Annotated in this window: 13 protein-coding genes; 8 read left to right on the plus strand and 5 right to left on the minus strand. The window is 70.2% G+C overall.

Features of this window, described 5'->3' with window-relative positions; translation table 11 throughout:
• Positions 1-75 precede the first annotated feature (75 nt).
• Positions 76-1329: a GNAT family N-acetyltransferase gene (locus ABTX18_RS28555; protein ID WP_352125654.1), complete on the plus strand. Its 1254-nt coding sequence runs from the start codon at positions 76-78 to the stop codon at positions 1327-1329.
• Between the two features lie 368 nt (positions 1330-1697).
• A complete protein-coding gene (locus ABTX18_RS28560) occupies positions 1698-3479 on the plus strand; it encodes an FG-GAP repeat domain-containing protein (RefSeq protein ID WP_352125655.1) in 1782 nt (593 codons plus the stop codon).
• Positions 3480-3527: 48 nt separating this feature from the next.
• Here ABTX18_RS28560 and ABTX18_RS28565 read toward each other — a convergent pair whose 3' ends face one another.
• Together ABTX18_RS28565 and ABTX18_RS28570 are read right to left on the minus strand one after the other, a co-directional pair.
• Positions 3528-4037, minus strand: coding sequence for a DinB family protein (locus tag ABTX18_RS28565; RefSeq protein WP_352125656.1), 510 nt, complete (start codon positions 4035-4037; stop codon positions 3528-3530).
• A 207-nt stretch (positions 4038-4244) separates the two neighbouring features.
• Positions 4245-5135 (minus strand): aminoglycoside phosphotransferase family protein, encoded by an 891-nt coding sequence (locus ABTX18_RS28570; protein ID WP_352125657.1) that lies wholly within the window; start codon positions 5133-5135, stop codon positions 4245-4247.
• A 293-nt stretch (positions 5136-5428) separates the two neighbouring features.
• Between ABTX18_RS28570 and ABTX18_RS28575 the strand changes: the two genes are divergently transcribed.
• Positions 5429-5995, plus strand: a complete 567-nt coding sequence (locus ABTX18_RS28575) for a GNAT family N-acetyltransferase (RefSeq protein WP_352125658.1) — start codon at positions 5429-5431, stop codon at positions 5993-5995.
• Positions 5996-6084: 89 nt separating this feature from the next.
• On the opposite strand, the gene ABTX18_RS28580 is transcribed toward ABTX18_RS28575, so the two are convergent.
• Entirely contained in the window at positions 6085-6252 is a 168-nt protein-coding gene (locus ABTX18_RS28580; RefSeq protein WP_352125659.1) for a hypothetical protein, read from the minus strand.
• Positions 6253-6511: 259 nt separating this feature from the next.
• Between ABTX18_RS28580 and ABTX18_RS28585 the strand changes: the two genes are divergently transcribed.
• The 5 genes from ABTX18_RS28585 to ABTX18_RS28605 all read left to right on the plus strand — a co-directional run bounded on the left by ABTX18_RS28585 (position 6512) and on the right by ABTX18_RS28605 (position 11210).
• Positions 6512-7459, plus strand: a complete 948-nt coding sequence (locus ABTX18_RS28585; protein ID WP_352125660.1) for a winged helix-turn-helix domain-containing protein — start codon at positions 6512-6514, stop codon at positions 7457-7459.
• 2 nt (positions 7460-7461) lie between these two features.
• Positions 7462-8250, plus strand: coding sequence for an HAD family hydrolase (locus ABTX18_RS28590; RefSeq protein WP_352125661.1), 789 nt, complete (start codon positions 7462-7464; stop codon positions 8248-8250).
• A gap of 125 nt (positions 8251-8375) precedes the next feature.
• Positions 8376-9533 carry a phosphotransferase gene (locus ABTX18_RS28595; RefSeq protein WP_352125662.1) on the plus strand — a complete coding sequence of 386 codons (1158 nt, stop codon included), beginning with the start codon at positions 8376-8378 and terminating at the stop codon, positions 9531-9533.
• A 138-nt stretch (positions 9534-9671) separates the two neighbouring features.
• The gene (locus ABTX18_RS28600; protein ID WP_352125663.1) at positions 9672-10490 is read left to right on the plus strand and encodes a TetR/AcrR family transcriptional regulator; all 819 of its coding nucleotides are present in this window, start codon (positions 9672-9674) and stop codon (positions 10488-10490) included.
• A gap of 36 nt (positions 10491-10526) precedes the next feature.
• Positions 10527-11210 (plus strand): TetR/AcrR family transcriptional regulator, encoded by a 684-nt coding sequence (locus tag ABTX18_RS28605; protein ID WP_352125664.1) that lies wholly within the window; start codon positions 10527-10529, stop codon positions 11208-11210.
• 9 nt (positions 11211-11219) lie between these two features.
• Here the strand turns inward: ABTX18_RS28605 and ABTX18_RS28610 are convergent, their stop codons facing one another.
• Both ABTX18_RS28610 and ABTX18_RS28615 read right to left on the minus strand, forming a co-directional pair.
• Entirely contained in the window at positions 11220-11678 is a 459-nt protein-coding gene (locus ABTX18_RS28610; protein ID WP_352125856.1) for a DUF2199 domain-containing protein, read from the minus strand.
• Positions 11679-11801: 123 nt separating this feature from the next.
• Positions 11802-12308 (minus strand): pyridoxamine 5'-phosphate oxidase family protein, encoded by a 507-nt coding sequence (locus ABTX18_RS28615; RefSeq protein ID WP_352125665.1) that lies wholly within the window; start codon positions 12306-12308, stop codon positions 11802-11804.
• Positions 12309-12336 lie beyond the last annotated feature (28 nt).

Raw genomic sequence — 12336 nt, forward strand, 5'->3', positions numbered from 1 at the left:
CGTGCGAAGCGCCTTTCCGACCGCCGCGCAAAAAGATGGCGACATCCGTGGGGTCGCGTGTCTAGCGTGGCCCGCATGACCAGCCTCGACGTCCGCCCCATCGCCCCATCAGAGTTCCGTGACTGGCTGCGCGCCGTGAACACCGGCTTCCTGCGGGCGCCGACACCGTCGGACGAGGAGGTGACGGGCAGGCTGCCGTACATGGACCTGGCGCGTACCCAGGGGGTGTTCGACGCGGGCCGGTGCGTGGCGACGTTCCGTTCGTTCGCGCAGGAGCTGACGGTCGTCGGCGGCGCGACGGTGCCGACGGACGCGGTCACCAACGTCACGGTGTCGCCCACGCACCGGCGTCGCGGGCTGCTCTCACGGATGATGGCCACGGACCTGGCGGCGGCGAAGGAGCGCGGCGACGTGGCGGCCACGCTGATCGCCGCCGAGTACCCGATCTACGGGCGGTACGGGTTCGGCCCGGCGGCCTGGACGACCGAGTGGGAGGTCGACGTCCCCCGGACGGGCCTCGACCCGCACGGCAGGGTCCCGTCGACCGAGGACGGCGGGCGGATCGACCTGGTGGACGGCGCGGAGGTACGCAAGCTGGGCCCGGCCCTGCACGACCGGCTGCGGGCCCGGCAGCACGGCGCGGTGAGCCGGGGCGCACGCTGGTGGGACCTCAACACCGGCGAGGTGGTCTTCCCGCACGACCACTGGACCGAGCCGTTCCACGCCGTCTACCGCGGGCCCGACGGCAGCGTCGACGGTCTGCTGATCTACCGCGCCGACGACAACTGGGGCGATGCCAAGCAGCCGCTGAACCGGGCGACGGTACGCAGCCTGATCGCCGTGACCCCGGCGGCGGAGCGGGCGCTGTGGCACTTCCTCTGCTCGGTCGACTGGATCGCCACGATCCGCACCGGCCACCGCGCCCCCGACGACCTCCTCCCCCTCCTCCTCCCGGACCCGCGCGCGGCCCGGGTGGTGACGCACGCGGACTTCCTGTGGGTCCGCGTCCTGGACATCGCCCGCGCACTGGAGGCCCGCACCTACGCGGTACCCGGTTCGCTGGTCCTGGACATCCACGACGCCACGGGGCTCACCGCGGGCCGCTTCCACCTGGACGCCTCACCGGCCGGCGCCACCTGCGCCCCGACGACCCGTTCGGCCGACCTCGCCATGGACGTACGCGAGTTGAGCACGCTGTACCTGGGCGACGAGTCGCCCCTGCGCCTGGCGGCCCTGGGCCGTATCGACGAGCTGACTCCGGGCGCGGCGGCCCGGGCGGACGGGATGCTGCGGGCGGGGCGGCGGGCTTGGTGCCCGGATGTGTTCTAGTGCGGTCACCGGGAAGGTTTCCCGGGTTGCTCCTTGTGCTGGTCGGATGTGACGACGTCGGCCGGCATGGGAGGGCGGACATGGCGTGAGCGGTCAGGTGCGCGGGCTGACCGAGCAGGAAGGGCAGAACCTTCGCACCCGGTGTGCCCCCGCGATTCCGTTCATGGGGAAGGCAGTTAGACTCGCGGCGTTCGAATCGGACGTACGAGCGACTCGGGCGTCGGACCTGCGCGGTTCGATCCGGTCCAGCCGGGCGCACCTGTACAGACAGGCCGCCCGGCCCCGTTGCCACCGCCGTCGGCTCGGCACCCGGTCGCCGCGTCCCATCGCGGCAGTCGCACCCATGGGGGGTCGTCATCTCTTCCACCTTGAAGAGCACGCACACACGCCGTCGCACCCGTCTGCTGACGGTCTGCACCTTCGCCGCTCTGTCCGCGAGCGCGTTCGTCCTCGGCCCTGCCGCCGTGGCGCAGGCCGACAGCGGCGCACCTCACCGCAACCTCTCCATCCAGCAGCTCGAGCCCGAGCAGCCCTCGGTGCCCACGCCACCGCACCCCACCGGGAAGCCCGCCGCCGGGAAGCTCTCCGGCGCCGCGAGGGCCGCCGCGGCGGCGGGCCCCGGCGCACCGCTCTACGACGTCGACGGCGACGGCGCCGCCGATCTCCTCATGCAGAGCTCGACCGGGCGGATCATGGAGTGGTTCAGCGGCTTCGGCAGCGCGTCGGGCAACGACGGCTCCACCGAGTACCTCGATGTCCTCACCCCCGGCGAGGAGAACACCTCCGCCTCCGGCCCCGAGGTGCTGTCCCTCACGGCCTCGGGCCGGCTGTCGCTCTGGGGCAACGAGTCGTTCCCGGAAGGCAGTCCGCTCTGGAGCGGCAGCGGCTGGCAGACGTACAACAAGGTCGTCGCCGTGGGTGACGTCACCGGCGACGGCCTGGGCGACCTGCTCGCCCGTACGCACACCGGTGACCTGTACTTCTACCAGGGCACCGGCAGCCCCACCGCTCCCTTCACCGCCCGCGTCAAGGTCGGCACGGGCTTCCAGATCTTCGACCAGATGACCGGCGCCGGCGACATCACCGGCACGGGCCACGGCTCGCTCGTCGCCCGCGACCTCGACGGCAGGCTCTGGTACTACGCGCTCGACGGCAACGCCGCCACGCCGGTGGCCAGGCGGGTCCAGATCGGCACGGGCTGGAACGCCTACAGCCAGATCATCGGCTTCCCCGGCGCCCACCCGGGCGCACACGGAGGCCTCCTCGCCCGGACCACGGCCGGTGGCGCGTACTACTACGAGGGTGACCCCAAGGGGTCCGGCCTCACCCAGCTCACCGCCCGCCAGGACACCACCGGCACGGACCTGCCTCCCGGCTACTGGCTCAAGCACTACCTGGTGGCGGGCATGGGCGGCAACCCGGCCTGGGGCAAGGAAAATCTCCTGGGGCTGACCTCCGCCGGCGATCTGTACGTCTACTTCTCGAACGACGACGGCACCGTGTCCGACCGCGGCTTGATCGGAAGCGGCTTGAAGGGCGCCAAGATCGTCAACTCCGTCTCCCTCGAGGACTCGGGCGATCCGGTGGTGATGGAGATCTACAACGGAACCCTCTACGACGACTCCGTGGCCGGCGGCGCCAACGCGCTGGCCACCGGGTTCGGCGACTACAACCTGGTGCTCGGCCCCGGCGACCTGAGCGGCGACGGACGCAGCGACCTGCTCGCCCGCGACAGTGCCGGGGTGCTGTGGCTGTACCCGGGCAAGGGCGACGGCACGTTCAAGGCCCGGGCGAAGGTGGGCGGCGGCTGGAGTCAGTTCAACCAGCTCGCCGGCGCCGGCGACGTCTCCGGCGACGGATACGCCGATGTCGTCACCCGCGACAGCAGCGGCACCCTGTACCTCTACCAGGGCACCGGTACCGCCTCCGCCCCCTTCAAGGCCAAGGCTGTGATCGGCCACGGCTGGAACACGTACAAGAAGCTCGCCGCCCCCGGTGATCTCGACGGTGACGGCAAGGCGGATCTCGTCGCCGTCAATACCGCCGGAGAGCTCTACCGCTACAGCGCCACCGGGCGGGCGGGGGCCACCTTCAAGGCGGCGGTGAGGATCGGCAACGGCGGCTGGAACACGTACACCTGGCTGCAGTGAGCCGGCGGCGGGCGGCGGCGGGCGGCGAGATCGGTGACTCCGGCTGACTCAGGCGCCCACGCTCCCGTCGACACCTTCACGCAGAAAGTCCGCGTGCCCGTTGTGGCGGCCGTACTCCAGAAGCACGTGGACCATCACCATCCGGAGCGACACCTCCTCACTCCACCGTGGCTGGTACCCGGCCTGGTCCAGGGATTCGGCCTCTCGCTCGACTCGGCGCGAGTTCTCCACCTCGGCCTCCCAGGCTGCGAACGCCTCGTCCCTGGTCGATGCGCTCGCGTCGTACGCCGCCTGGAAGTCGATCTTGTCGGACCAGACCATGGGCGCATCGTGGTCCTGGAACACACGGCGGAACCAGGCGCGCTCCACCTCCGCCATGTGCCGCACCAGACCGAGCAGCGAAAGCGTGGACGGTGGCATCGACTGCTGCCGCAGTTCCTCGTCACTGAGCCCTTCGCACTTCATGGCTAGGGTCGCGCGGTGGTAGTCGAGGAAGGCCCGCAGCATGTCGCGTTCGCTGCCGAAGCTGGGCGGTCCTATGCGGTTGTCGCTGGTCACTGGCTGTGCTCCTCATCCGTGCCTGCTCTCCGGGCCAGTATCTACGCCCGTCGGCTGTTCCAATGCGAGGGCCGCCGAACGGAGTTGGCTGCCATCCCGTAGCGGTCGAATGCTGCGCCGGGGCAGCGGACGACGCACCTCGGCAGAGATCCGAACAACCGCAGACCTGGTGACTGCCGAAGCGGTGAAACGACGACCCGGACGACATCACTCCATCGACTCCAGAATGCGGTCGAGTGTCCGGCGCCCCATTCCGCTCATCGTCGGATTGCTCTCGACGTAGTACCAGACAACGCCCATCGCCTGCTGGAACGCCCATGCCTTGCCGCGCTCCCACTCCAGATCGTCACAGGACAGTGTCCGCCGGAGCACTTCGCGCGGGCCCGGCTGCAACAGGTGCCAGGCACTGACCAGGTCCAGCGCGGGGTCGGCCGGGCCGAAGCCGCCGGTGTCGAGTACGCCGCTGAGCCGGTCTCCCGCGACGAGTACGTTGCCCGGGATCAAGTCTCCGTGGCTCATCACGTCGGCGCCCGCGCGCGGCAACTCGCGGAACCCGCACCAGACTTGCCGCAGCCGCGGCGCGTCGAGCAGCTCCTTGCTCTCCTCGAAGCACTGCGCCATCCAGTCGTCGTGGTGAGCGAGAACGCCGCCACGGCCCTCGCCGCTGAAGAGCCGCCCTCGTGTATCGGCCTTACGGAGGGCTGCGATGAAGGCCGCAAGGTCCTCGGCAAAAGGGACCGACCCGCTCGGGTCGGCATCGAAGGCGACCGTGCCCGGCAGCCATGTCTGGACCGACCACGGCATGGGGTACCCCACTCCGGGCCTGCCCAGGGCGACCGGTTCCGGAACGGGGAACCGGGACACCTGCGCCAGCTCGGCGCCCGCCCGGGCCTCCTGCTCCAGAACCGCCAGTGCCTCGGCTGCGTCGGCCAGACGCAGGGGGAAGCGCGCCGAGAGGTCGTCCCCGATACGAAAGATGGCGTTGACCGTCCCGGTCGACGGCAGAAGCCGGACCGGTTTGCCGCTCCACTGAGGGAACTGTTCCTGGATCAAGACCGCGACGGTCTCGGTGGTCAGGTCTACTTGGTCATCGTGCATGGCCGCCTCTCGCAGGTTCTTCCACCGGCCCCATTCGAAACGCCGAAGGCAGACCGGATCAACAGAGATTCTCGACCACCGAGGTGTCTCAGCCGTTCTGGCTGCCCCAGGCCTCAGCCGTCACTCCGGTCAAGATCACTTGAGGCGGACAACCATGCGAGGTTCGTCCCGGACGGCACGATTTCGTCGATCGGGTCGACAGCAGCACTGGCCGGGCAAGGACAAGGTTGCCGCTGGGGTGCGGTGGGAAAGCGGATGGCCAGTGGCGAGCGTGACGCGGCAGGATGCTCCGCATGACCTTGCCCGCCCCCGAGCTGCGCACCGCCCGCCTGCGACTGCGGCCGTTCACCGACGCCGACGCGGCACCGCTCTACGCGCTGCACAGCAGCGCCCACGTGCTGCGTTACTGGGACTCCCCGCCGTGGACCGAACCGGGCCGCGCCCAGCGCTTCATCGCGACCTGCCGGACGATCGAGGAGGAAGGCACGGGAGCGCGGGTAGCCGTCGACCGCGTCTCCGACGGCGCGTTCATCGGCTGGTGCGGCCTGACCAACTGGAACCCGGACTTCCGCAGTGCGTCCCTGGGTTACGTCTTCGGCGCCGCCGTCTGGGGCCACGGCTACGCCACCGAGACCGCGCACGCCGTCCTCCGGTGGGCGTTCGACACCCTGGACCTGAATCGCGTCCAGGCCGAGACCGACACGCGCAACGTGGCGTCCGCCCGGGTCCTGGAGAAGCTCGGCTTCGCCCGTGAAGGCACCCTCCGCGAGGACTGCGTCGTCAACGGCGACGTATCCGACTCCTGGGTCTTCGGCCTGCTCCGCCGCGAGTGGCAACCGACACAGACGGCCGGCCGCTAGGACCCGGGACCTGACCGCCTTTGGATCCGCAAACCACGCATCCGGCGCATCCGGCCGTCTGGCCGGCGCCGCGCCTGCAGGTCAAGGCGTCAGTTGTCGGTGGGGACCAGGAGCAGGGCCAGTATCAGGGCCCCCGCACAGGCGCAGTTGGGGCTTCCCGCCTTGAGGCCGAACGACAGCAGCGCGAAGCCCACCGTTCCCATCAGTCCGTACTTCCACTGCACGATCTGCTCGATCCCCAGCGTGACGAATGGCATGACGATCACTCCTCCGGCGGTGAAGGGGCGTCGGTGCTCGCACTCCGTTGTGCCGAGTGGACGCGGCCTGTGTACTTAGAACAACCGATCAACCTCTTAGATTTGACTGGTTGGCTTGACTGTAGGTTTCCCTACGAATGAGTAGTCGTAAACTTGTATGGTTGCCTGGATTGGTTGAGTGTCATGGTGATCGGATGATTTTCATGGTTGCACTCCTGGAAGCGCCCTGGCTGGCGACCAGTTGTATGGTTGGGATGTGATGAATCGTGAGAATGACGGAGCTGGGGATGACTTCATCTATCAGCGCGTCGCCGACGAGTTGCGTCATGGCATCAGCAGCGAGGAGTGGGGGCCCGGCGAGCGCCTGCCCACGCGGGCCCAGCTGGCCGAACGATTCGAGGTCTCACCCGCCACGATCAACGAGGCCCTGAAGCGTTTGCGTGGGGAGGGTCTGATCGTCACCCGGCAGGGCAGCGGGACCTTCGTGAGGGGCGGGCGGCAGGGCGAGGGGCGCGTCGCGCCACAGGGAGGCCGCGCCGCTCAGGCCCCGGGTGGCCCCTGGGCCGTGATGGCCGAGGGCGTCAAGCCCGTGATGCTCGGGCCATACCTGGCGGAGGCGTTCGAAGCGTCCGAAGTGACGCTTGATGTCTTCTCCATGACCACGGAGTCGCTCGCCAAGCGGGTCTCGGACCTGAAGGACCGGTTCATCCAGGAGAACATCCCGCCGCCCCGCAGCATCAAGGCCCGGTTGATGCTTCCGGACTGCGACTCCCCGAGCCTGGCGATCCCTCGCAGGGTCGACGGCCAGGACGACCCCCGCGTTCGGCAGCGGCTGAAGGCGATCCTGCAGAGCCACGCGACGATGTTCCAGGAGGCGCTGTTCGAGCTCCAGCGCTGCGACCCCGCACCGGAAGTCGACGTCGAGGTGCGAGTGGTGCCCTTCGCGCCCCAGATGAAGTTGTACATTCTGAACCGCAGCCTGGCGCTGCAGGGCTTCTACGTCGTGGATGTGGGCAGCATCCCGCTCCCTCCGGGACGTGAGGAAGTCGAGATATACGACGCGTACGGCACGGGAGCCACCCTCTTTCCGTACCGTGTGGCGACGGCGGCGAAGGCCTCCGGGAGCGGACAGCGCGACATCGTGCAGGAGTGCCAGGCGTTCTTCGATTCGTACTGGAATCACCAGGCCACGAGGGTGGATCTCTGATCGTGCCGTCCCCAGTTGCTGTCCCCGTACGTGACGCGGCTCCGGCCCGGCGGCGTGCGCGGCACCTGCTCGCCCGTGCCCAGTGCCTCGTCTGGGACTTCGACGGGCCCATGGTCCAGCTCTTCGTCAGCGAGCACGGGAGCGGGGCCAGCGAGGCGCACCTCATCGCCGACGAGCTCATCGGCATCGCCGCGCAGCACGGTTGCGTACCGGACGAGGTGCGGGGCAATCCCGACCCGCACGCTGTCTTCCGGTGGTATGACCGGTCGGCGCGCGAACCGGGCGCACCCGAGCAGGTGCGAGCGACCGTCGATCTGCTGCGCCAGGCGCTCACCGCCCACGAGCGCAAGGCCGCCGAGCACGCCACCGCGACCCTCGGGGCGGACCGCCTCGTCAGGGCCTGGCACGGGCTCGGTCGCGGGCTCGCCGTCGCGTCCAACAACCACGCGGACGCGGTGTGGCGCTACCTGGAACGCGCCTCGCTGGACCGCTGCTTCAGCGGCACCTCGGTCTTCGGGCGATGCGATACCGACACCCGACGGATGAAGCCCGACCCCTGGGTGCTGAACGAGGTCGTCGCCTCGACGGGCCTCGGTGTCGACGGGCACCTGCTGATCGGCGACTCCCTCGCCGATCTGGGGGCCGCCGTCGCGATCGGCATGCCGTTCATCGGCTATCACCGGGAGAAGGCCGGACGGGACGTCCTGGCTGCGGCCGGTGCTCGTACCGTCGTCGACTCCATGACCGTACTGGCCGATGAGGCCGAGGCGCTGTCGGCGCAAGTGCACTGACCCGGCGGGAAGTTGTACCGTCCCTGTATGGATCCCAACGCGGGGGGACACCGTACCCCGACGGTCCGCGGCCGACGGCCGGCGCATTCACCCACAGCGCCGGACACTCCGGGCCGGGGGCGAAGGTGACGCGGGAGTGCCTGCCGGGCGCTCCGGGGCTGCCCGCCGGGCGGATGGACGCGCGGGCGTCGGCGGCCCGGCGACGTGCGGCCGCGCTCGTGTCCGACGAACGGCTCCTGGTGGGCCCGCTCAAGGGCTACCACCACGAGACGTATGCCTTTCCTCTCCCGGCCGGCGACGGCTCCGGGCGGCAGACCTGGTGGAAGTGCCGGGATCCACGCGCCGGTCTGCTCTGGTTCGATCTGCGCGCGTTCGCTTCGGAGCGGGAGCTCGTACGGGCCCTGCAGGGCAGCATCACCCGCATCCCCGCGGTGATCGAGCGGGAGGAGGTCTCCCTCTACACCTTCGTCGAGGGGCGGACGCTCGGCGAGGTCTGCCCTCCGGGACAGCCGCTGTCAGCGCGTCACTCCGGCCAGCTCGGCGTCCTGTTCGGTGAACTCGTCTCCGTTCGGCCCGAATCGGTGCTCGCGTCGGCCGGCTGGGTGGCGGGGGGGCATCCGGCCGGATGGAAGGACGACTCCGCCGCCTTCCTCGCCCAGCTGATCGACTTCACCGACGTGCACATCTACCAGCGGCATCTGCCGCGCTACCACGCACTCTTCCGGGACCTCGGCATACCCGGCGGTGCCCTCGACGGCCTCCGCGAGGCGACAAGGGCGCTCGTGCCCCGGCCCTCCGCGCTGCTCCACGGAGATCTGCACCGGGAGAACTTCATCGTCGACGGCCGCGACGACCTGTGGACGATCGACTGGGAACTGGCCGTCGTCGGTGATCCGCTCTACGACCTGGCCACCCACCTCCACCTGATGGGTTATCCGGCCGATCAGGAGTCCCGGATCACCGGCATCTGGCGCCGTGCGGTCGAGGGCGCCAGGCCCGGGAGTTCCGAGGGGTGGGAGGCCGATCTCCCGGTGCTCCGGGCCTACAAACGGGCGCAGTCCGTCTACACGGACGTGATTCGGACGGCGCTGGCCCTCGGTGAACTCACGGCGGAGCAGCGGCTGCGGCAGCTCGCCCGGCCCGTCCGGCGGATCGAGGGGGCGCTGGCGGCCGCGCGCCGGACCTTGGGGCTGACGCGCGAGCCCTCCGCCGACAGCGTGGCCGCCGCGTACGCCCGATGGTTCAAAGACGCCGCTCCCACCCTCACCGCGCCCGCACCCTGAACAGCACCACCCCCGACAGCCCGATCGTGATCAGCAGCAGCCCCGGACCAAGGCGCCGCCCCTGGCGCGTATGGCGTACGCGTTGCTGTGTATGGATTACGCATAACTAGGATGGGCGTCAACGGAAGGCGGGTCCAGATGACGCGGCAGAACGGGAACGGTTCGCCGGGCGGTACGGGCCTGCCGACCAGCATCGAGGCCGCCTGGGGATTGCGGGCGCGGCCCGTGAAGGGGCCCAAGCCCGGGCTGAGCCTGGAGCGGATCGTGGCTGCCGCGGTGGCGGTGGCGGCGGCCGAGGGGCTCGGCGGGGTGTCCATGGGACGGGTCGCCAAGGACCTCGGGGTCTCCACGATGTCGCTCTACCGGTACGTGGCCGCCAAGGACGAGTTGTACGTGCTCATGCAAGAGGCGGCCCTGGGGGCTCCGCCACCGCTGCCCGCGCTGGAGGAGAAGGGCGGCTGGCGGGAGGCGCTCTCGCAGTGGGCCCGGGCGCAGAGCCGGATCCTCCGCGCCAGCCCCTGGATGCTCCGTATTCCCCTCGCGGGGCCGCCCGCGAGCCCGAATTCCGTCGTGTGGTGGGAGCAGGGCCTTCAGGCGCTCGCCGGCACCGGGCTGGAGGCTGACGAGGAGGTCTCCGTCATCCTTCTGGTCAGTGGTTTCGTGCGGAACGAGGCGCTGCTGGCGGGTGATCTGGATGCCGCGGCCGCGTCCAGGGGTGTGCCGGTGGCGGAGGTCGTGGCGGGCCGTGCCCGGACGCTGGACCGGCTGGTCGATCCCGTACGTCATCCCGCGCTCTCGCGGCTGAAGCATGCCGAGGTGGTGTGGACGGCGGACGATGCCGGTCGCGCGTTCACGTTCGGTCTCGAACGGGTGCTGGACGGGGTCGGCGTACTGATCGCCTCCCGCGCGCAAAAGGGCGCAACGGAAGCCTCCGGTACGGGTCCGGGCGGCAGCTGACGTCAAGATCGATTGGGGCCGGAGGCGTTACGCTCCATGGTCATGAGCGGAGAGAAGCCCGGCCCCCGGACGGCAGCCGACGCGGCGGACACGGCAGCGGGCGGGGACGCGGGCGCGCCGATGAGTCTGCGGGAGCGGAAGAAGCGGCTGACGTACGAGGCGGTCTCCGAGGCCGCGATCACGTTGTTCCTGGAGCGCGGCTTCGACAAGGTCTCGGTGGCGGAGATCGCGGCCGCCGCGGACATCTCCAAGCCGACGCTGTTCCGCTACTTCCCGGCCAAGGAGGACCTGGTCCTCCACCGGTTCGCCGACCACGAGGACGAGCCCGCCCGGGTCGTCGCCGGCCGCGCGGAGGGGGAGTCCCCGCTGGACGCGCTGCGGCGCCACTACCTGGACGGCCTGGAGCGGCACGACCCGGTCACGGGGCTGTGCGACGTGCCGCAAGTGCTGGCGTTCCACCGGCTGTTGTACGGGACGCCGTCCCTGGTCGCCCGGCTCTACGCGTACCAGAGCCGCTCCGAGGCCGCTCTTGCCCGCGCCCTGGGCGACAAGCTGACGGACCGGCTGGCCGCGGGCCAGATCATCGCGGTCCTGCGCATCCTGTCCCTGCAGAACTGGCAGCGGATCAGCGAGGGCCGGAGCGCGGACCAGGTGTACGGGGACGCGGTCGAGGCCGCCGAGCAGGGCTTCGTACAGCTGCGGTCGGGGCTGGGGCGCTGACTCCTGGGCCTACCTGCCCTCCTCCGCGTGCTGCACCGCCTCGGCTATCTCGCGGACCCGGTCGAGGGTGATGCCGGTGCGCTGTTCCACGGCCAGCGGATGATCGGTGGGCTCCAGTTCGATGAGCGGGCGCCGGCCGATCGGGCGCGTGTGGGCGTTGGTCTTGAGGTTGGTCGTACGGGGGGTGTAGAGCCCCAGCTCCGTGGTGAGCCAGCCGAAGTACGGCTTCTCGGACTCCCGGCCCGGGGTCTCCCACACATCGAGGGCGCGGCCGAAGTTCTCCCGGCTCAGGGACACCCAGACGCCCCAGGAGAACGGTTCCGGGCTGCCGATCACGGGTATTTCGATCAGGCCCTTGATGAAGTAGTGCTCGTGCCTGACGATGCACTGATCCGTCGACAGCATGCTGTCGGGGTCGCTCTCCAGGCTCGCGTCCCAGACGTCTGGCGCCATGGTGGAGTACCCCATCGGGAGTTCCGTGTGGTGTTCGCCGCAGCGGGAGCAGGTGTAGCCCGGGTCGGTAGCCATGGCCGGATCCTAAAGCCTCCGCTTGTCGCGCACATGGGCCCGGTGTGCCCCCGCCGCCTGCGCTCAGTCCGCGGCGGGGACGTCCAGCGCCGTTCCGTACAGGCGTGAGACCCGGATCCGGATCACCACGCGCCGGTCGGCGACCACCTGTGCCAGGAAGGCGCCTTCCGCGTCCGGGTCCTCGAAGCCGGGTGTCAGGGAGAGGAGTTCGCGGCTGACCGCGTCCCCCGGTACCGCAGCCGGCACGGACACCTCCGCCTCGCCCTCGGCCACAGCGAACGAGAACGCGTCCGGGCCCTGGACGTGCAGTGCCGCGTGCGGATCGGTACGCAGCTGCCGCGGCTTGAGGCGGTCGGCGGTGCTGGAGACCCGTACCACGCGCTCTTCCGCGTCCCAGGAGTACAGCACCGTCGTCAGGTGGGGATGGCCGGTGCCTCGCACGCTCGCGAGGACTCCGAACTGCTGGTTCTCGAGCAGCCGGGAGAGTTCGTCTTCGGTGAGCGTGCGAGGGGCGGGGCCGGCACCGGTCTGGGGCTCGTTGTGGGCGGGAGTGGCGGGCTGCGTGGTCATGGGGTCGTCCTTCGGTTGCGGGGCGGGG

The sequence above is a fragment of the Streptomyces sp. NPDC096323 genome (assembly GCF_040302845.1).
In the GTDB taxonomy this organism is placed as follows: domain Bacteria; phylum Actinomycetota; class Actinomycetes; order Streptomycetales; family Streptomycetaceae; genus Streptomyces.

Excerpts from the sequence above, each read along its gene's own strand:
- ABTX18_RS28555 (WP_352125654.1), top strand. The coding sequence starts at position 76 with ATGACCAGCCTCGACGTCCGCCCCATCGCCCCATCAGAGTTCCGTGAC.
- ABTX18_RS28570 (WP_352125657.1), bottom strand. The coding sequence starts at position 5,135 with ATGCACGATGACCAAGTAGACCTGACCACCGAGACCGTCGCGGTCTTG.
- ABTX18_RS28575 (WP_352125658.1), top strand. The coding sequence starts at position 5,429 with ATGACCTTGCCCGCCCCCGAGCTGCGCACCGCCCGCCTGCGACTGCGG.
- ABTX18_RS28580 (WP_352125659.1), bottom strand. The coding sequence starts at position 6,252 with ATGCCATTCGTCACGCTGGGGATCGAGCAGATCGTGCAGTGGAAGTAC.
- ABTX18_RS28585 (WP_352125660.1), top strand. The coding sequence starts at position 6,512 with ATGAATCGTGAGAATGACGGAGCTGGGGATGACTTCATCTATCAGCGC.
- ABTX18_RS28600 (WP_352125663.1), top strand. The coding sequence starts at position 9,672 with ATGACGCGGCAGAACGGGAACGGTTCGCCGGGCGGTACGGGCCTGCCG.
- ABTX18_RS28605 (WP_352125664.1), top strand. The coding sequence starts at position 10,527 with ATGGTCATGAGCGGAGAGAAGCCCGGCCCCCGGACGGCAGCCGACGCG.
- ABTX18_RS28610 (WP_352125856.1), bottom strand. The coding sequence starts at position 11,678 with ATGGGGTACTCCACCATGGCGCCAGACGTCTGGGACGCGAGCCTGGAG.
- ABTX18_RS28615 (WP_352125665.1), bottom strand. The coding sequence starts at position 12,308 with ATGACCACGCAGCCCGCCACTCCCGCCCACAACGAGCCCCAGACCGGT.